Here is a 19153-nt window from a genome sequence, read left to right on the forward strand (position 1 = left end):
TATGGCAGTTATTATAAAAACTCCTGAAGAGATAGCAGGAATAAAAAAAGCCAATCAAATAATCGCAAGACTTTATGAAGAGGTATTACCACAATATATAAAACCGGGAATATCTACAAAAGAGATAGATAAAATAGTTGATGATTATATAAGATCTCAAGGAGCAATACCAGGTTGTATTGGAGTGCCAGGATTTTATAATTCATTCCCAGCAGCTACTTGTATTTCTGTAAATGAAGCAGTAGTTCACGGAATCCCAAGTGAAAATATAATTCTAAAAGAGGGAGATATAATAAGTGTAGACACAGTTACTATTTTAGATGGATATTATGGAGATGCAGCTATAACTTATCCAGTTGGAGAGGTAGACGCAGAAACAAAAAGACTTTTAGAAGTTACTGAAAAAGCAAGAGATATCGGAATAGAACAGGCTGTTGTAGGAAATAGACTTGGAGATATTGGACACGCAATCCAATCTTTTGTAGAAAAAAATGGTTTTTCTGTTGTAAGAGATTACGCAGGACATGGTGTTGGAAAAGAGATGCACGAAGATCCTTGTGTAGCTAACTATGGAAGAAAGGGTAGAGGAATAAAAATCGAAGAGGGAATGGTACTTGCCATAGAGCCTATGGTTAATGCTGGAAGTTACAGAATTGGTATGCTAGAAGATGGTTGGACAGTAGTAACTAAGGATGGGAAAAAATCAGCTCACTTTGAACATTCTATTGCGATAGTAGATGGAAAACCATTGGTACTTAGTAAATTAGACTAAAAAATTTTTCAAAAAACTCAAAAAATCAGTAGACATTTTTTAAAAAATATGGTAAAATATTTTGAATTTCTGTTCGATAGGAGGAGATATGTCAAAAAAAGATGTTATCGAATTAGAAGGAACTATTTTAGAAGCCCTTCCAAATGCGATGTTTCAAATTAAATTAGAGAATGGGCATACTATTCTAGGTCATATTTCAGGAAAAATGAGAATGAACTATATCAAAATCTTACCTGGAGATAAAGTTACTGTTCAAATTTCTCCATATGATTTATCTAGAGGAAGAATAGTTTACAGAAAGAAATAGTTTTTTTACATCACGAAAAAGGAGGTAGAGATGAAAGTAAGAACATCAATTAAACCTATTTGTGACAAATGTAAAGTAATCAGAAGACACGGTAAAATAAGAGTTATCTGCGAAAATCCTAAACATAAACAAGTTCAAGGATAATTAAAGATAAAATTATTTTAAAGAAAACTAGATTATTTTACTAACAGGAACAAATTTAGTACTGACATTGGAAGTACTGTAAAGATATGTTTGGCTGTAGGGTCTATTCTTAGGGAAACCTAAGGCATATCGAGGAAAGTGTTGGCTAACCTAAGATGTTAGCGAATATATAAAATTTTTGTGAAATAGGAGGAATCAGATTTGGCTAGAATCGCTGGAGTAGACGTTCCTAGAAATAAGAGGGTAGAAATATCTTTAACTTATATCTACGGAATTGGAAGAAAAACTTCTCAAGACATTTTAACTCAAGCAGGAGTTAATTTTGACACAAGAGTAAAGGATTTAACTGAAGAAGAATTAAACAAAATTAGAGGTATCATCGACGGATTAAAAGTAGAAGGAGACTTAAGAAAAGAAGTTAGACTTTCAATAAAAAGACTTTTAGATATCAGATGTTACAGAGGATTAAGACACAAAATGAATCTACCAGTAAGAGGACAAAAATCTAAAACTAACGCTAGAACTAGAAAAGGTCCTAAAAAAATGGTAAAAAAATAAGATTAACTTAAAATTTCGTGAAAGTTAATTAGTGTCACATTTTAGAGATGAATTAGAATTAGAAGTAAGGAGGGAGCTCAATTGGCTAAAAAAGTAGCTAAAGTTAAAAAGAAATTAAAAAATATTCCTAGCGGAGTAGCTCATATACATTCAACATTCAATAACACAATTATTGCTATTACTGACCCAGAAGGAAGAGTAGTAAGTTGGAAATCAGGTGGAACTTCAGGTTTCAAAGGAACTAAAAAAGGAACTCCATTCGCAGCTCAAATCGCAGCTGAACAAGCAGCAGGAATAGCTATGGAAAATGGAATGAAAAAAATTGAAGTTAAAGTTAAAGGACCTGGATCAGGAAGAGAAGCTTGTGTAAGATCTTTACAAGCTGCTGGATTAGAAGTTACAAAAATAACTGACGTAACTCCAGTTCCACACAACGGATGTAGACCACCAAAAAGAAGAAGAGTGTAGTCACTTAATATTTATTTAAGTAATGAGAAAATAGTAAGGAGGAATATTCGAGAATGGCAAGAAATAGACAGCCTATATTAAAAAAATGTAGAGCACTTGGAATTGAGCCTATGATTTTAGGAGTAAATAAAACTTCAAAAAGAGGGTTCAGACCAAACGCAAACAAAAAACCTACAGAATATGCAATACAATTAAGAGAAAAACAAAAAGCTAGATTTATATATAATGTAATGGAAAACCAATTCAGAAAACTTTATGAGGAAGCAACTAGAAAAGAAGGAGTTACAGGTTTAGTTTTAGTTGAATTCTTAGAAAGAAGATTAGAAAACGTTGTTTACAGATTAGGATTTGCAAAAACTAGAAGACAAGCTAGACAAATCGTTTCTCACGGACACATTGCTGTAAACGGAAGAAGAGTAAACATAGCTTCTTACAGAGTTAAAGTTGGAGATGTTATTTCTGTAATTGAAAACTCTAAAAATATCGAATTAATAAAAGAAGCTGTAGAAGCATCTACAGTTCCAGCTTGGTTAGAACTAGACAGAGCAGCTTTTGCTGGTAAAGTTCTTCAAAATCCAACTAAAGAAGATTTAGACTTTGATTTAGATGAAGCCTTAATAGTTGAGTTCTATTCTAGATAATAAGCCTTTTAATAGGAGTTGATCAAATGTTAAAAATTGAAAAACATGCTAGAGGTATAAACATAAGTGAAGTAAAAGAAAATGAATTTAAAGGTCAATACATAATTGAGCCTTTATACAGAGGGTATGGAAATACAATTGGAAATGCTCTAAGAAGAGTTTTACTTTCTTCTATACCTGGTGCAGCAATAAAAGGTGTAAAAATTGAGGGAGTTTCTAGCGAATTTTCTATCATGGAAGGGGTTAAAGAGCCAGTTACTGACATTATCCTTAACATAAAAGAAATAGTAGTTAAAACTGAATCAGTTGGAGAGAGAAAAATGACTCTTTCTGTTAAAGGACCTAAAATTGTTAAAGCAGCTGATATAATTCCAGATATTGGCTTAGAAATAGTAAACCCAGAACAAGTTATTTGTACTATAACTACTGACAGAGAAGTAGAAATGGAATTCTTAGTAGATGTAGGAGAAGGGTTTATCGTATCAGAAGATATAGATAAAAAAGATTGGCCAGTTGGGTATATAGCAGTTGACGCTATCTATACTCCAATTAGAAAGGTGTCTTATTCTGTTGAAGCAACTATGGTTGGTAGAATGACAGATTTTGATAAGCTAATTATTAACATAGAAACTGATGGAAGTGTTGCCATAAGAGATACTGTTTCTTATGCAGTAGAACTTCTAAAATTATATCTTAACCCATTCTTAGACTTAGGTAACAGAATGGAATACTTAAGAGATGAAGTAGAAGAAGAAGAGGAAGAAACAGAAAAACAAGAGAAAGATGGCAATATATTAGAGACTAAGATAGAAGAGCTAGACTTAACAGTTAGATCATTCAACTGCTTAAAGAAAGCTGGAATAGAAGAAGTTGGACAATTAGCAAGACTAAGCATGAACGACCTTCTAAAAATAAAAAATCTTGGAAGAAAGTCTCTTGATGAAATCCTTGAAAAAATGAAAGAATTAGGATTTGACCTTAATCAGAATGAGTATTCTGAATAATATCGACAAGAGGAGGAAGCTAATTAATGAATCACAACAAATCATATAGAAAATTAGGAAGAAGAGCTGACCACAGAATGGCTATGCTTAAAAACCTAACAATATCATTAGTAAAAGAAGAAAAATTAGAAACTACAGTTACTAGAGCTAAAGAACTTAGAAAATTTGCTGAGAGAATGATAACTTTAGGTAAAAAAGGAACTTTAGCTGACAGAAGAAGAGCTTTTGCTTTCTTAAGAGACGAAGAAGCAGTAGCAAAATTATTCAATGATTTAGCACCAAAATATGCTGAAAGAAACGGTGGATACACTAGAATAATCAAAACTTCTGTAAGAAAAGGTGACTCTGCTGAATTAGCAATAATCGCTTTAGTATAGTAAGATTTTCATTTATAAACAAGAGACTCTTTTGAAAAGGGTCTCTTTTTTTATATAGATACAGTAATAAAAGTTTTATGTACTTTAAGTATAAAATATGTTATAATTTAATAAAAAATGTTTTTAAGGAGAAAACTCAGAAATGATAAAAATAGCTTTGGCACAAATAAAATCTTTTCATGGAGATCCAGAATTAAATTTGAAAAAAGCAATTAAGTTAATAGAAGAAGCTTCAAATAAAAAAGTAAATATAATTATTTTTCCAGAACTTTACTATAGTGGATATTTTAATAGAAGAAAAAAATTTTATGAGATATCAGAAACTAAAGAAGAGTTTCACTCAAAATTAAAAAATATAGCTAAAGAACATAACATTTCTATAATAATGGGATATCCAGAAAAAGAAGGAGAAAAATATTATAATAGCATAATTTATATTGATGAAGATGGTAAATTATTGTGTAGTTATAGAAAAATATATTGTTGGAAAGAAGAAAAGAGAACTTTTGAACAAGGTGATAAACTATTTGTAGTTGATACAAAATTTGGAAAAATAGGTTTATTGAGTTGTTACGATGTGGAGTTTCCTGAGCTCTTTAGAATTTTACATTTTAAAGGTGCTAAATTGGTTATATGTCCAGCTGTTTGGAGTGAATGGATAGGACATCGATGGGATTCAAGTCTTATGGCAGGAGCAATAAATAATTTATATTTTGTTGTTGGAGTTAATACTGTAGGTCCAACTCCCTTGAATAAAGAACTTTGTGGTAATAGTCAAGTTATATCTCCATTTGGTGAAGTAGTTGTAAGAGCTAGTTCCAAAAAAGAAGAAGTTATTTATTGTGAAATAAATTTAGAAGAAGTAGAAGAAATACGAAAAGAGTATCCAATATGGCAAGATTATAGAGAAGATATGTTTGATAAGAATTTAATTAAAAAATATTAAAATATACTTTTTGGAGGATGTTAATCATGACAAATGAAATGCAGTATATTTATGCTATATATCAAGAAAAAAGTTTTTCAAAAGCTGCAAAAAAATTATATATTTCCCAACCAGCTTTAAGTGCTATGGTAAAAAAAGTGGAACAAAAAATAGGATATCTTATATTTGATAGAAATACTATTCCTCTAACAGTTACTAAAGAGGGTAAATATTATATAAAATGTGTTGAGAACATATTGAATATAGAAAAAAATATGGAGAGTTATTTTAAGGATTTAAAAAATCTTGATTCTGGAAAAATAGTTATAGGAGCTTCATCATTTTTTTGTGCTTTTACTTTACCAAAGTTAATATCAAAATTTAGAGAAAATTATCCAAAAGTAGATATAGAAGTAATAGAGGGAAATATAAAAGAATTAAGGGAAGGATTAGAAAAAAATACAATAGACTTAATAATGGAAACAGCTGTTTCTCCAGATGATGAAAAATTAAAAACATATTTTTATAAAAATGAAAATATATTATTAGCAGTTCCTAAAAAATGGAAAATAAATAATGAATTGAAAGAGTACCAGCTAACATATGAAGACATAAAAAATAATAGACATTTAAGCAAAGAAAAATTATCTGTACCCCTTATTAAATTTAAAGATTTTTCTTTTATAACTATGAAAAAAGGTAATGATCAATATGTGAGAGGATTAGCATTGTGTAAAAAAGCTGGTTTTACTCCAAAATCATCTTATAAAATAGATCAAATTATGACAGGATATCATATTGCAATTTCTACTTTAAGTGCAGTAGTTTTTGTCAGAGATTTGTTAATTGTTGATGAACAAGAAACAGACAAATTAATTTATTACAAGTTAGATGAAGAATTATCTATTAGACCAATATACATTGCAACAAAAAAAGGTAAATACATCTCCGTTTTGGAAAAAGAATTTATAAAGCTTGCTTGTTCTGAATCCATTATTAGTATTAATAAAAAAGATAACCCATAGAGGGTTATCTTTTTTAATCATTATATAAAAATAAATTTTTTTGTTTTTATTAATCTTCAACACAAAGAACTTTTCCATCTTTGACAATTAATTCATCATCAAAAGTAATAGTAGGATTATATTGAACCATATCAATATGAACAGTAGATCTAGCAGGTTGTCCATAATAGAATCCGTTACCCATAGCTATATGACAAGTTCCATAGGCTTTTTTCTCTTCTTCAAAATCTCCGTTAAATAGACAATTTCTATTTAATCCAATTCCTATTTCAGCTATATTGTCACTATCTTTGACTTCAGCTATTTGTCTACGGATCTCAGTACAAATTTTTGGATCTCCGCCAACAACCTCAACAATACGACCACCTTCTATTCTTAGTTCGATAGGAGTAGTAGGACATCCATAATAACATATAGGACCATCAATTACTAATTTACCATGAGTAGTTCCAATAACTGGACCTAAAGAAACTTCACCATCAGACCAAGCCATTGCGTCTCCAGGATTTCTAGCTATTCCACATTCAATAATAGGTTCCATTTGATTCATTTCCATATATAAGTCAGTTCCAGCAGGAGTAGTTATATGAGCTTTTTTCTTACCTCTCCATACAGATTGTAATTTTACTCCATCAGCATAAACTTTTTCATAATCAGCTTGAGCTCCTCCACGAGTAAAGTTATCTATATTTCTAAGAACTATTGAACATTCTCTTAATTTTTTTTCATTTATTAATTCTTTTAATCTGTTGTTGTAAATAGCGGCTCCAGAAGCAGTAGTCATTCCAATGAAAACATCACAAGCTTCCATAGCTAGTTCTAAAGTTTTAGGGAAAATAGTTGCTTTGTCTTTTCCTCTAACTGGCATCATAGATATATTGTATTCAGCCCCACATTTTAAAGCAGCCGCTGCGATAGCATTTGCCATTCTCATATCTGTTTGTGGATCTATTGCAATAAGAACTTCTTCACCAGGTTTAACACCCATTAAATTTCCTATAAGATAATCTGCTCTTTCAATACATTCGATTATTCTGTTGTCTTCCATTAAAATCACTCCTTTTTAAATTTGGGATATTTGTTTGTTGTTTTGATAACTCAATGATATCTTAAGATAAATTTTTTTTCAATTGTTATACAAAAAGTTATATAAGTTATAATTTTTATTTATATGTTTTGAAATAATATATCCATTTATATTATAAATTAAGCGAAAAAAGATATTAATATTATTTTTGTTGATATATTACTGAATAGATATAAAAAAAAATTATAATTTATAATAAATTCATATAACACTTTGAATATTAAAAAAAATAATGTATAATTTTTTTATCCGGAAAGTTAGCTTTAAAGCAAAACTTAAAATTCTAAAAATAAACAGGAGGGCGAAAATGGAGACAAAAAAGAGTATACCATTGCATATTAAAATATTTATAGCATTATTTTTAGGAATATTTGCAGGTTATGTTTTAAACTTTATGGGTGGAGTAGAAAATCCTATTATTAATAATCATATTTTACCATTTTTACAATTTTTAGGAGATTTTTTTATAAAAGCTATTAAAATGGTAATAGTTCCATTGGTGTTTTTTTCTGTGACAGATGCAGCATTGTCATTAGGAGATATAAAAAAATTACGTAGTATAGGTTTAAAAACAGTAGTATTTTTCTTGGGAACTTCAGGATTAGCTGCAACAATAGGTTTAGTTTTAGCAAATATAATTCAACCAGGAAAAGGTGTTCTTTTAGGAACGGCTGGTCAAAAAGTAGCTGTAAAAGAGTTACCTGGAGTTTATAAAACAATTTTAGATTTATTACCTAACAATCCTTTTGAATCTCTTTCAAAAGGTGATATGATGCCAATAATTGTATTTTCATTATTATTAGGATTTGCAATTATAATGATGGGAGAGAAAGGAAAACCATTGGCTAACATAATAAATAGTTTAGCAGAAGGAATGTTTAATATTATAGGTTTAATAATATCTATTATTCCTTATGGAGTTTTTGGGCTTATGTCAGTAGCTATGGCAAAATATGGTACAGCAATCTTTGGACCTGTTTTAAAATTTATATTAACAGATTATTTAGCTTCAGCAATTATGATAGTAGTAGTTTACAGTATTTTACTAGTGGTAATAGGAAAGGTTAGTCCAGTAAAATTCTGGAAAAAAGCAATTCAACCTTGGATAATTGCTTTTAGTACTTGCACTTCTTCAGCAGCATTACCAGTTTCAATGGAGGTTGCTCCGAAGTTAGGGATTTCTAAAAATGTTTCTAACTTTGTTTTACCATTAGGGGCAACAGCTAATATGAATGGAACTTGCATATATTTTGGGGTAATAGTTTTATTTGCAAGTCAATTATATGGAATAAATTTATCAATACAACAACAAATTTTATTAGTTATACAAGCAACATTTTTAAGTGTTGGCTGTGCAGCTACTCCTCAAATAGGATTGGTAATTTCTATAACACTTTTAACTCAAATGGGTCTACCATTGGAGGCAACTGCATTAGTAGCTGGAATTTATAGAATAATAGATCAAGCTCATACATCTACAAACTCTTCTGGAGATTTAGTAGCTTCAGTTTGTATTGCTGCAATGGAAGGAGAATTAGATAGAGAGACATTTAATAAATCAGATGAAATAGCAGCCTAACATAAAAAGATAATAATACCCAAAAAAGTAACCACTAGTTGGTTGCTTTTTTATTTTTAATAGAAATAATAAAAAATAAAAAAGGAAATTTTTTTTAATTACAGAATAATAAAATGAAAGCTTTTAAAATAAATAAAGTGGAGGAGAGAGATATGAAATTAAAAATGTTATTAGCAGGACTAACTTTGACCTCAACAGTGGCATTAGGAGCTGGACCTCAATTGTCAGTGGCACCAGGTCTTCAATTTGGAGCTACAAAATATGATTCCATTGATAACTTCAGTTTTAACTTATTAGGAGCTGAAAACCAAAGTATGTCAGGATTTGATTTATCATTGATCGGTTACAGACAAATAAATGGAAACTTTAATGGGGGACATTTAGCTGTATTTGGATTTGAAGCATTTAGAGTAGCAGGAGATATGACAGGAGTATCTTTAGCTCTATGGAATGATGTAGGTGGAAATCTAAATGGAGGAACTATCGGTATAGTAAATACAACTAGAGGAAATGCTACTTTTAATCTTGGTGGAGTAAACTATGTTGAAGGAAAAGCTATGGTTCAACTTGGATTTGTAAACTATTCTCAATCAGTAGGAGGACTTCAATTTGGATTTGTAAATGCAACACAAAATTTAGAAGGAATTCAAGTTGGATTTGTAAACTATGCTGCTAATGGAATTTTACCAGTTTTACCAATTATAAATTTTAGAAAATCTTTTTAAGATTATACTATAGAGAACAATAAAAATAAAAAAGACTGTTTTAAATTATTGATTTTATTAAGAAAATAATTGAGATAGTCTTTTTTTATAAAATAACATTTTTATAAAAAAAGCTTGATTTTTTTTTAAAAAAATGTTATATTATTTTTACAAATATGGAATAATTACAATTTTAAAGTTTAGGAGGAATCATGGTGAAGCATTTATCTACAGATATAAGAGTAGCTATAGAAAAAGATAATTTTTCTATAATGAGAGATGAAGAAAAATGTGTAAAATGTGGTTTATGTAAAGAGATTTGTAATAATTATATAGGAGTAAATAATAGATATTCTCTAAAAGATACAAATGATAAAGCCATATGTATAGATTGTGGACAATGTTCAAATGTATGTCCAACTTCTAGTATAACAGAAAAATATGATTATAAAAAATTAAAAGAGATTATAAAAGATAAAGATAATATTGTAATCTTTTCTACTTCACCAGCTGTAAGAGTTTCTTTAGGAGAGGAATTCAATTTAGAAAAAGGAAGTTTTGTTGAGGGAAAAATGGTCTCTCTATTAAGAAAATTAGGAGGAAGTTATGTATTAGATACTAACTTTGCTGCTGATTTAACTATAATAGAGGAAGCCAGTGAATTGATTGATAGAGTAACAAAGAAAAAAGTATTACCTCAATTTACAAGTTGTTGTCCAGCCTGGGTAAAATATGCTGAAATTTTTTATCCTGAAATATTACCTAATATATCTACAGCTAAAAGTCCAATAGGAATGCAAGGTCCAACTATAAAGACATATTTTGCTAGTAAAATGGGATTAAATCCTAAAAAAATAGTAAATGTAGCAGTAACACCTTGTACAGCAAAGAAATCAGAGATAAAAAGAGATGAGATGAACGCCTCAGCAAGATATCATAAAATTGATGATATGAGAGATATGGACTTTGTTATTACAACTAGAGAGTTAGCTTTATGGGCTAAAGAAGAAAATATTGATTTTAGTATTTTAGAAGAAAGTTCATATGATAATTTAATGGGTAAAGCTTCAGGAGCCGGAGTAATATTTGCCAATACAGGTGGAGTTATGGAGGCAGCTTTGAGAACAGCTTATTATTATATAACTAAAACAAACCCTCCTCAAGAACTTTATAATTTAACAGAAATAAGGGGAATGAAAGGAGTAAAAGAAGCTTCTTTAAAAATAGGGGATTTAGAATTAAATGTAGCTGTTATTTATGGAACTGATAATGCTGGAAAATTTATTGAAAATTTAGATAAATTAGATAAAAAATATCATTTTATAGAAGTTATGACTTGTCCAGGTGGATGTATTGGTGGTGGAGGACAACCAAAACCAAAAGACGGAGATATGGATAAAGCTAGATTAAAGAGAATTGAAAGTATTTATAATAGAGATTCTCAATTAGAAGTTAGAACAAGTCATGAAAATGATGAGATAATAACTTTATATAAAGAATTTTATAAGGAACCATTAAGTGAGATAGCTGAAGAAATACTACACACTATTTATTTTGATAAAAGTAATCAATTAGGAGGAAAAAAAATGAAAAAATATCGTTGTACAATATGTAATTATATTCATGAAGGAGATTTACCAGAAGATTTTGTATGTCCAATCTGTAAACAACCAGCTTCTGTATTTGAAGAAATAGTAGAGAAAAAAGAAGAAGGAAAAAATAAATATTCAGGAACTAAAACAGAAAAAAATCTTTTAGAAGCTTTAGCAGGAGAATCAATGGCTAGAAATAAATATACTTTCTTTGCTAGTGTTGCAAAAGCTGAAGGATATGAGCAAATTCATAATTTATTTATAAAAACAGCTGATAATGAAAGAGAACATTCAAAATTATGGTTTAAAGAATTAGGAATGTTAGGAGATACTAGTGAGAATTTATTACATGCAGCTGAAGGAGAAAATTATGAATGGACAGATATGTATGATAAATTTGCTAGAGAAGCTGATGAAGAAGGATTCCATGATTTAGCATTAAAATTCAGAGCTGTGGCAAAAATAGAAAAAGCTCATGAAGAAAGATATAGAAAATTATTAAGTAATGTTGAGATGAAAAAAGTATTTGAAAAATCAGAAGAAACTATGTGGGAATGTATAAACTGTGGTCATCTAGTAATGGGTAAAAAAGCTCCTGAAAGTTGTGAAGTTTGTGGATATGCACAAGGATTCTTTGAAGTAAGAAGCGAAAACTATTAAAAATAAATTAGAGGGTATTGGAATTTTCCAATACCCTCTATTAATTTTATATTAAAAAACTTTATCTTTAGTTTTAAAGAAATTATAAATATGAAAGCTTGAAATAGCTATCCAACCAATACCTGTGGCAAGAGCAACTCCTCCGAGTTCTAAAGAACTGATAAAAGCATAAGATAAAATTACCCTTATGATAATTTGTAGTGTTGTTCCAATAAAAGGAATATTCATTATACCAGTTCCTCTAAAATATCCAACAAATGCACTTCCGTTAAAACATAAAATATAGAAATAAGAGATAATTCGAAGATATTTAACTCCGTTTTTTATAGTTTCAGAACTAGCATTTGTAAGAAGAGCCTCCATAAATGGTGTGGCTCCAAAATACATAAATAGTGCCATTATAATTCCTAGAGAATACATAAGAACGATACTTGTTTTAAATCCCTCAAAGGCTCTTTTTTTATTTCCAGCTCCAATATTTTGAGCAATAAATACAGAGATAGCATCTGTACCACTTATAGCAAAAGTATTGGCAATCCCTTCTATTCTATTTGTAGCTGTATAAGCTGCAATTCCAAAAGCTCCCAATGTATTAACAGCTCCTTGAACTAAGATTTTTCCAATATAAAGACTTGATTGATGAAGAGCTGAAATAGATGCAAAATATAGGGTTTTCTTAAGTAAAATGCCATCAAATATCATATCAGCTTTTGAAATAATACATTCAGCAAAATTTTTCTTTATATATGAGAAACATAAAAGAGCTGAAATTCCTTGTGAAATAACTGTTGCCCAAGCTGCTCCACTTATTCCAAGATGAAGATATTTTATGAAAATAATATCAAAAAATATATTGCAAATTATTGAAATAATCAAAAATATCAAAGCAAATTTTGTATTTCCCATAGAACGCAGTTGAGAGGCAAATAAGTTATATAGGAAAGTAACGAATAATCCTAAGAAAATTATAATTAAATATTCAGTTACATAGGGTTCAATCTCTGGTGGAGTATTAATAATTTTTAGAATTGTTGGTAGAGATAGAATAGATATAAGACTTAGTAAAATAGTAAATCCTAAACCAAATGTAATTGCTAAGAAAGACTCTTTTCTATACTCTTTCATATCCTGTTTTCCGTAGAACATTGAAAGAATAACAGAAACTCCAGTACAACAACCTCCCAGTAAAAATATAAAAAGATTCATAACAGTTCCAGCTACTCCAAGCCCAGCAAAAGCATTTTCTCCTATATATTTTCCAACAATAATAGTATCCACCAAATTATAAAATTGTTGAAATATATTCCCAATAAGAAGAGGAATAGCAAGTTTTATAAGCTGACTTTTTATATTTCCCTCTGTGAGAATATAAGTATTTTTTTTCATAAAACTTTTATAAAACCTCCTGTTTTTTCTATATATTATATCATAAAATCATAAAAAAATTTATCAATAAAAAAGATTGCTGTGATACTCACAACAATCTTTTGATATTTCTATAGGAAATAAGCTCCGATTTTTGCATATTCTTCAACCATTTCTTCAGGCCAAACAGATGCTTGAACCTCTCCAATATGTAATTTTTCCAAGAAGAACATACAAATTCTTGATTGTCCTATTCCTCCACCAACAGTGTAAGGAAGTTCTCCATTAAGTAAAGCTTTGTGGAAAGTTAATTTTTTTCTTTCTTCAAGTCCAGAGATTTTTAATTGAGCATCAAGAGTTTCTCCGTCTACTCTTACTCCCATTGATGAAAGCTCAAGAGCATGTCCAAGTACAGGGTTCCATACAAGAATATCTCCGTTTAAATTCCAGTCATCATAGTCTGGGGCTCTTCCATCATGTTTTTTACCAGATTCTAATGTTTTACCAATTTGAGAGATGAATACTGCTTTATGAATTTTAGCAATTTGGTCTTCTCTTTCTTTTGGAGTAAGATCTGGATATAAATTTTCTAATTCTTGAGAAGTTATGAATGTAATATCATGAGGTAATTTTTTTTCAAATATAGGATATTCTCTTAAAATATATTCCTCAGTTTTTCTTAAAGCTCTATAAATTTCTTTAACTATCGCTTTTAGAGTAGTCATATTTCTTTCTTCTTTTTTTATAGTTAATTCCCAGTCCCATTGGTCAACATACATAGAATGGATATTGTCTAAATCTTCGTCTCTTCTGATAGCGTTCATATCTGTATAAAGTCCTGAGTGATTAGGGAAGTTATATCTTTTTAATGCCATTCTTTTCCATTTAGCAAGAGAGTGAATGATTTGAAATTCTTCTCCTTTATCCCATTTTGTATCAAATATAACAGGTCTTTCACTACCACTTAAGTCATCGTTTAATCCAGATGATCTTCTAACATATAAAGGTGCAGAAACCCTTGTTAAATTTAATTCATATGCTAATGTTCTTTCAAAGTAGTCTTTTATTTTTTTTATGGCTACCTCTGTTTCATATAGGTCTAGTTTACAATCGTAATCTTTTATCATTAATATCACTCCTTTAAAAATATATAAATTAATAAAATTATTTTTTTAATAAAAAAGCCATTCGGTTGTACCCGAATGGCTTAATATCTTAAGAAGGTCGGGTACAAATCATTTTTAAGTGAAAATGGATTTGTACCTAAAGCAAATATTACTTAAGTCCAAATCCCAACATATTATTATTGTTATTATTTATTAAATCAGATAAAAATATAATATGCCCCTTCATAATTCCTCCAAATTTTTTAAACAAATGTATGCAAATAGGATACAACTTTTTTAGGTAAAAGTCAATATTTTTTTGAAATAAATTTTTAAGAAAAAAATAAAATTTTTTTAAAAAATTATTTGACAAACTAAATATTTTATGATATTATAATATCAAGAAAAGAATATTTCTTCTTTGAAACGATGGTGATGAGTTTCAAAGTGTCCGATTTATCTCTCCTAAAATAAGTCGGATTCCTACCCTAAACTTTTAAAAAATTGTAGAAAAAGCTGACTAGTGATGAAGTACAGCTTTTTCTATTTTTTGGAAAATTTTTCTAAAAAAATAAGAGGAAAACTCCTCTTACTTTAAATTTATTTATTATTTAATATTTCGTAGCTACTAGAAATTACAGGCATATTTAAAATATTTAACATTCTTTCTAAAAGTATTCCCTCTCTAGTATCATATTTAAATCCATAACTTGCTCTTATACATTGAGTGATAAATTGTGTACCTCTATCAATGGCAATAGGCAAACTATCTCCTTGTAAAAGACTTCCTATAACCACACTTGTGTAACAATCTCCAGTTCCTGGATAAGAGGCAGGAATATATTTACATCTTATCTTCCAGAAAACATTATTTTCTTTATCATAAGCAATAACATTTGAATATTTTTCATTTAAAATAGTTTCATTTTCAGGAACACTAGTGGCGATAACTATTTTTGGTCCCATATTAGCAAGTTTAATAAGATAATTTTTAACAATTTCTTCATCAATATTTTCAACATATTCTTTATCTAATAAAAGACAAACTTCTGTAAAATTTGGAGTGATAATATCAGCTTTGGTAATAAGTTTTTTCATCTCTTCTACCATTTCACAACCCATTGTACTATAAAGTTCTCCACTATCTCCAAGGACAGGATCTATAACTACAAGATTATTTTTATGACCAAATCTATCTATAAATCTTGAAACGATATCTATCTGTTTGTGAGAACCTAAAAAACCAGAATAGATACAATCAAATTCTAAATCTAGTTTTGACCAATGTTCCATCATTTTCTCCATATTATCAGTTAGATCTATAAAACTAAAGTCTGTAAATCCTCCTGTATGAGTTGATAGAATAGCTGTTGGAAGAGGACAAACTTGAATTCCCATAGTAGAGAGAATAGGAATTATATTTGTAAGGGAAGATCTTCCAAATCCTGAAAGGTCATGTATAGCTGCAACTTTTTTTATTATTTTTTCCATAAAACCTCCTAAAGTAAGCATTAATTTTTACAATATTATACCTATTTTTTTTAAATATTGCAAAAAATAAAAGCAGGAAACAAAAGTTTCCTGCTTAGGGGGGTTATAATATCTTATTTATTCATGCTTTCAACTATTGCATCAACTAAAGAATCCATATCTTGATGAGTGTCATCTGTCATAGAAGATGTTAGAGTAACTTTTTCATCTAAGATATTCATATCTTTCATTTCTTCTAAACATTCTCTCATTAAAGAACCAGATTTGCAAGCCCAAGAACCATTTTCAAGGATAGCCACAGTTCTCTTTTGAAGATTTAGAGCTTTCATATCCATTAAGAAGTTATGCATTAATGGATAGATTCCAAGGTTATAAGTAACAGAAGCAAAAACTATATGACTGTATCTAAAAGCATCAGAGATAAGGTTAGATACATGAACTTTTGATACATCATACATCTTAACTTTTGTGATACCTTTTTCTACTAATTTTGTAGCTAGTACAGAACAAGCATTTTCAGTATTTCCATACATAGAAGCGTATACAATCATAACTCCTTTGTCTTCAGGTTCGTATTTACTCCATTTGTCATATTTATCTAAGAAATATCCAAGATCACTTCTCCATACAGGACCGTGAAGAGGACATATAATTTTAATATCAATTCCAGCTGCTTTTTTAAGTAATGCTTGAACGTGAGGACCATATTTTCCAACTATGTTTGTATAATATCTTCTTGCATCATCAAGCCATTCTCTATCAAATTCAACTTCGTCATTGAAAAGTTTACCATCTAGTGATCCAAAACTTCCAAATGCGTCAGCACTAAATAATACTCCGTTAGTTAAATCAAAACTTACCATAGCTTCAGGCCAGTGAACCATTGGAGCAGCAACGAATAATATTTCATGCTTACCAAATTTTCTTGTATCTCCTTCAGCAACTATTTCAGATTTTTCAGTATCAACGCTATAACCAAATTGATTCATAAGGTAAAAAGCTTTTTCTGAACTGATAACTTTAACATCAGGATAGTGGAACATAACTTCTTGCATCATAGCTGCGTGATCAGGCTCCATATGGTTTATTACCATATAATCAAGTTTTCTATCTCCTAAAACATATTTGATATTTTCTATAAATTGTCTTCCGATAGACCAATCAACAGTATCAAATAAAACAGTTTTTTCATCTAATAATAAATATGAGTTATAAGAAACACCTCTGTCAATTGGGTGTATATTTTCAAATAAGTGTAGACGATGATCATCTCCTCCTACCCAGTAAAGATCATCAGTTACTTTTCTAACATTGTGCATAAACACTCCTCCTCTATAAAGTACTAACTAATATAATTAATCTTCATCTATACAAATGAAAGCAGATTTTTCTTCTCCACAATCTGGACAAATCCAGTCTTCAGGCAGTTTAGTAAATAGTGTTTCTGGTTCTACTCCATTTTCCTCATCACCGATAGCTGGGTCGTATTCATATCCACAACCACTACATACATAACGTTTCCAAGAAGATGATCTTGTTGGTTTTGGTATAGATCTCTTCATCTTTTTCATTGGTGGTGCAGGAAGTTTTTCCTCTCCATTGTCAAGAGCTTGAGTAAGTAAAGGTAAAACTTCTTTTAAATCTCCAACGATACCGTAGTCAGCATTTTTAAATATAGGTGCGTTAGGATTATTGTTTATTGCAACTATTGTAGTAGCATCTTTTATACCTTTTAAGTGTTGTCCTGCTCCAGAAATTCCACAAGCTATATATAAATTTCCATTGAATTTTTGACCAGACATTCCAACATAACGATTTAATGGAACGTATTTTAAAGTTTCAGCTACAGGTCTTGAAGAACCGATTGCAGCTCCAGCTTGATAAGCTAAATCTTCGATAAGTTTCATATTTTCTTTAGCTCCAATACCTTTACCAGCACTTACTACTCTTTCAGCTGAAGAGATAGGAGTGTCAGCAGGGATTCCTACTGTGAAGTCATATCCATCTTTCTTCAAACTTTCAACTAAAGCATTAACTTTATCTTCCATACTTCCATCTTTAAAAATTATATTTTTACGGATACCAGTTGCGTGTCCTTTTGCTGATTTTTTCTTAGGTGAAGAACCTTCAGATTTTGGCATTTTTCCGATAAGATGAGAAGCGATAACAACTCTTTGAATTTCGTTTGTACCTTCATAGATAGTACAGATTTTAGCATCTCTATAAGCTCTTTCAACTTCCATTCCTTTTAGGTAACCAGTTCCACCAAAGATTTGTAAAGCATCATTTACAACTTCTAGGCAGATATCAGAAGCATATTGTTTAGCCATAGCTGATTCCATTCCAAATGGTTCATGATTTTCTTTAAGTTCAGCAGCACTATAAACTAAGAATCTAGCTGCTCTAATTTTTGTTGCCATATCAGCAAGTTTGAATGATATAATTTGTTGTTGAGCTATTGGTTTTCCAAATTGTATTCTTTCTTTTGAATAAGCTAAAGCATTTTCAAAAGCTCCTTGAGCGATTCCAAGTGCTTGAGAAGCGATTCCTATTCTACCACCATCTAGTGTAGCCATAGCTATTTTAAATCCTTCTCCCTCTTTTCCTAAAAGATTTTCTTTAGGAACTTTTACATTATTAAATATTAATTCAGCTGTTGAAGATGAACGGATACCCATCTTATCATAGTGATCTCCAAAAGTAAATCCTTCCCAACCTTTTTCAACTATAAAGGCACTGATTCCTCTAGTACCAATACCAGGTGTTGTAACAGCGAATACTACATATGTGTCAGCTTTGTCAGCGTTTGTTATAAATATTTTTCCACCATTTAAGATGTAGTGATCTCCTTCAAGAACGGCAGTAGTTTCAGTTCCTCCTGCATCAGATCCAGCATTAGGTTCTGTAAGTCCAAAAGCTCCAAGTTTTTCTCCACTAGCTAATGGAACTAAATATTTTTGTTTTTGTTCTTCTGTACCGAAAGCATAAATAGGATAGCTACCTAAAGATACATGTGCCGAAAGAATAACTCCAGTTCCTCCGTCAACCCTAGATAATTCCTCTACAGCGATAGCATAACTTAAAGTATCCATTCCAGCTCCACCGTATTCTGTTGGATAAGGGATACCCATAAGTCCCATTTCAGCAAATTTTTTAATAGCCTCAGTAGGGAATTCATTATTTTGGTCTAACATAAATGCTATTGGTTTTACTTCGTTTTCTGCAAACTCTCTAACCTTTTGACGAAGATTTTCGTGTACCTCTGTTGTTTTAAAAGACATATTATAACCTACCTCCTTCGTTTAACTTTCCTATATCGAAAAATTATTAACTTTCTTAAAATTGTAT

19 protein-coding genes are annotated in these 19153 nt (G+C 30.0%); 13 read left to right on the top strand and 6 right to left on the bottom strand.

Going from position 1 to position 19153, the window contains the following annotated elements:
• The first annotated feature begins 1 nt into the window (after nt 1).
• From map to I6E15_RS00220, 10 genes are all read left to right on the top strand, one after another.
• Nucleotides 2–772, top strand: a complete 771-nt coding sequence (gene map, locus I6E15_RS00175) for a type I methionyl aminopeptidase (RefSeq protein WP_235243331.1) — start codon at nt 2–4, stop codon at nt 770–772.
• 88 nt (nt 773–860) lie between these two features.
• Nucleotides 861–1079: a translation initiation factor IF-1 gene (infA, locus tag I6E15_RS00180; protein WP_027128731.1), complete on the top strand. Its 219-nt coding sequence runs from the start codon at nt 861–863 to the stop codon at nt 1077–1079.
• A gap of 30 nt (nt 1080–1109) precedes the next feature.
• Nucleotides 1110–1223, top strand: coding sequence for a 50S ribosomal protein L36 (gene rpmJ, locus I6E15_RS00185; RefSeq protein ID WP_027128732.1), 114 nt, complete (start codon nt 1110–1112; stop codon nt 1221–1223).
• Between the two features lie 201 nt (nt 1224–1424).
• Complete coding sequence (gene rpsM, locus I6E15_RS00190) at nt 1425–1781, top strand: 30S ribosomal protein S13 (RefSeq protein WP_177161508.1); 357 nt, start codon at nt 1425–1427, stop codon at nt 1779–1781.
• An 81-nt stretch (nt 1782–1862) separates the two neighbouring features.
• Nucleotides 1863–2249: a 30S ribosomal protein S11 gene (gene rpsK / locus I6E15_RS00195; protein WP_177161509.1), complete on the top strand. Its 387-nt coding sequence runs from the start codon at nt 1863–1865 to the stop codon at nt 2247–2249.
• 53 nt (nt 2250–2302) lie between these two features.
• Complete coding sequence (rpsD, locus tag I6E15_RS00200) at nt 2303–2890, top strand: 30S ribosomal protein S4 (RefSeq protein WP_177161510.1); 588 nt, start codon at nt 2303–2305, stop codon at nt 2888–2890.
• Nucleotides 2891–2916: 26 nt separating this feature from the next.
• Nucleotides 2917–3894 carry a DNA-directed RNA polymerase subunit alpha gene (locus I6E15_RS00205; RefSeq protein ID WP_177161511.1) on the top strand — a complete coding sequence of 326 codons (978 nt, stop codon included), beginning with the start codon at nt 2917–2919 and terminating at the stop codon, nt 3892–3894.
• A 26-nt stretch (nt 3895–3920) separates the two neighbouring features.
• The gene (gene rplQ, locus I6E15_RS00210; RefSeq protein ID WP_027128737.1) at nt 3921–4271 is read left to right on the top strand and encodes a 50S ribosomal protein L17; all 351 of its coding nucleotides are present in this window, start codon (nt 3921–3923) and stop codon (nt 4269–4271) included.
• Nucleotides 4272–4413: 142 nt separating this feature from the next.
• Nucleotides 4414–5217, top strand: a complete 804-nt coding sequence (locus I6E15_RS00215) for a carbon-nitrogen hydrolase family protein (protein WP_235243333.1) — start codon at nt 4414–4416, stop codon at nt 5215–5217.
• A 26-nt stretch (nt 5218–5243) separates the two neighbouring features.
• The gene (locus I6E15_RS00220; protein ID WP_235243335.1) at nt 5244–6221 is read left to right on the top strand and encodes a LysR substrate-binding domain-containing protein; all 978 of its coding nucleotides are present in this window, start codon (nt 5244–5246) and stop codon (nt 6219–6221) included.
• A gap of 49 nt (nt 6222–6270) precedes the next feature.
• On the opposite strand, the gene I6E15_RS00225 is transcribed toward I6E15_RS00220, so the two are convergent.
• Nucleotides 6271–7269, bottom strand: coding sequence for an aminopeptidase (locus I6E15_RS00225; RefSeq protein WP_235243336.1), 999 nt, complete (start codon nt 7267–7269; stop codon nt 6271–6273).
• Nucleotides 7270–7615: 346 nt separating this feature from the next.
• Between I6E15_RS00225 and I6E15_RS00230 the strand changes: the two genes are divergently transcribed.
• The 3 genes from I6E15_RS00230 (at nt 7616) to rbr (ending at nt 11843) form a co-directional block, all read left to right on the top strand.
• The gene (locus I6E15_RS00230; RefSeq protein ID WP_235243338.1) at nt 7616–8887 is read left to right on the top strand and encodes a dicarboxylate/amino acid:cation symporter; all 1272 of its coding nucleotides are present in this window, start codon (nt 7616–7618) and stop codon (nt 8885–8887) included.
• A 152-nt stretch (nt 8888–9039) separates the two neighbouring features.
• On the top strand, nt 9040–9612 hold the full coding sequence (locus tag I6E15_RS00235) for an LA_2272 family surface repeat-containing protein (protein WP_235243340.1): 573 nt from the start codon (nt 9040–9042) through the stop codon (nt 9610–9612).
• Nucleotides 9613–9803: 191 nt separating this feature from the next.
• A complete protein-coding gene (gene rbr, locus I6E15_RS00240) occupies nt 9804–11843 on the top strand; it encodes a rubrerythrin (protein WP_419180941.1) in 2040 nt (679 codons plus the stop codon).
• Nucleotides 11844–11894: 51 nt separating this feature from the next.
• On the opposite strand, the gene I6E15_RS00250 is transcribed toward rbr, so the two are convergent.
• The 5 genes from I6E15_RS00250 to I6E15_RS00270 form a co-directional block, all read right to left on the bottom strand.
• On the bottom strand, nt 11895–13229 hold the full coding sequence (locus I6E15_RS00250; protein ID WP_235243341.1) for an MATE family efflux transporter: 1335 nt from the start codon (nt 13227–13229) through the stop codon (nt 11895–11897).
• A gap of 110 nt (nt 13230–13339) precedes the next feature.
• Nucleotides 13340–14335, bottom strand: a complete 996-nt coding sequence (gene asnA, locus I6E15_RS00255) for an aspartate--ammonia ligase (RefSeq protein ID WP_235243343.1) — start codon at nt 14333–14335, stop codon at nt 13340–13342.
• A gap of 579 nt (nt 14336–14914) precedes the next feature.
• Nucleotides 14915–15805, bottom strand: a complete 891-nt coding sequence (locus I6E15_RS00260; protein WP_235243345.1) for a pyridoxamine kinase — start codon at nt 15803–15805, stop codon at nt 14915–14917.
• Between the two features lie 113 nt (nt 15806–15918).
• The gene (locus I6E15_RS00265; RefSeq protein ID WP_235243347.1) at nt 15919–17124 is read right to left on the bottom strand and encodes an FprA family A-type flavoprotein; all 1206 of its coding nucleotides are present in this window, start codon (nt 17122–17124) and stop codon (nt 15919–15921) included.
• A 36-nt stretch (nt 17125–17160) separates the two neighbouring features.
• A complete protein-coding gene (locus tag I6E15_RS00270) occupies nt 17161–19086 on the bottom strand; it encodes an acyl-CoA dehydrogenase family protein (RefSeq protein ID WP_177161517.1) in 1926 nt (641 codons plus the stop codon).
• Nucleotides 19087–19153 lie beyond the last annotated feature (67 nt).

It is taken from the genome of Fusobacterium perfoetens (assembly GCF_021531475.1).
Taxonomy (GTDB): domain Bacteria; phylum Fusobacteriota; class Fusobacteriia; order Fusobacteriales; family Fusobacteriaceae; genus Fusobacterium_B.

What these genes read in the sequence shown, in the direction of transcription:
- map (WP_235243331.1), top strand. Translation starts at nt 2, where the DNA reads ATGGCAGTTATTATAAAAACTCCTGAAGAGATAGCAGGAATAAAAAAA.
- infA (WP_027128731.1), top strand. Translation starts at nt 861, where the DNA reads ATGTCAAAAAAAGATGTTATCGAATTAGAAGGAACTATTTTAGAAGCC.
- rpmJ (WP_027128732.1), top strand. Translation starts at nt 1,110, where the DNA reads ATGAAAGTAAGAACATCAATTAAACCTATTTGTGACAAATGTAAAGTA.
- rpsD (WP_177161510.1), top strand. Translation starts at nt 2,303, where the DNA reads ATGGCAAGAAATAGACAGCCTATATTAAAAAAATGTAGAGCACTTGGA.
- I6E15_RS00205 (WP_177161511.1), top strand. Translation starts at nt 2,917, where the DNA reads ATGTTAAAAATTGAAAAACATGCTAGAGGTATAAACATAAGTGAAGTA.
- rplQ (WP_027128737.1), top strand. Translation starts at nt 3,921, where the DNA reads ATGAATCACAACAAATCATATAGAAAATTAGGAAGAAGAGCTGACCAC.
- I6E15_RS00215 (WP_235243333.1), top strand. Translation starts at nt 4,414, where the DNA reads ATGATAAAAATAGCTTTGGCACAAATAAAATCTTTTCATGGAGATCCA.
- I6E15_RS00220 (WP_235243335.1), top strand. Translation starts at nt 5,244, where the DNA reads ATGACAAATGAAATGCAGTATATTTATGCTATATATCAAGAAAAAAGT.
- I6E15_RS00225 (WP_235243336.1), bottom strand. Translation starts at nt 7,269, where the DNA reads ATGGAAGACAACAGAATAATCGAATGTATTGAAAGAGCAGATTATCTT.
- I6E15_RS00230 (WP_235243338.1), top strand. Translation starts at nt 7,616, where the DNA reads ATGGAGACAAAAAAGAGTATACCATTGCATATTAAAATATTTATAGCA.
- I6E15_RS00235 (WP_235243340.1), top strand. Translation starts at nt 9,040, where the DNA reads ATGAAATTAAAAATGTTATTAGCAGGACTAACTTTGACCTCAACAGTG.
- rbr (WP_419180941.1), top strand. Translation starts at nt 9,804, where the DNA reads ATGGTGAAGCATTTATCTACAGATATAAGAGTAGCTATAGAAAAAGAT.
- I6E15_RS00250 (WP_235243341.1), bottom strand. Translation starts at nt 13,229, where the DNA reads ATGAAAAAAAATACTTATATTCTCACAGAGGGAAATATAAAAAGTCAG.
- asnA (WP_235243343.1), bottom strand. Translation starts at nt 14,335, where the DNA reads ATGATAAAAGATTACGATTGTAAACTAGACCTATATGAAACAGAGGTA.
- I6E15_RS00260 (WP_235243345.1), bottom strand. Translation starts at nt 15,805, where the DNA reads ATGGAAAAAATAATAAAAAAAGTTGCAGCTATACATGACCTTTCAGGA.
- I6E15_RS00265 (WP_235243347.1), bottom strand. Translation starts at nt 17,124, where the DNA reads ATGCACAATGTTAGAAAAGTAACTGATGATCTTTACTGGGTAGGAGGA.
- I6E15_RS00270 (WP_177161517.1), bottom strand. Translation starts at nt 19,086, where the DNA reads ATGTCTTTTAAAACAACAGAGGTACACGAAAATCTTCGTCAAAAGGTT.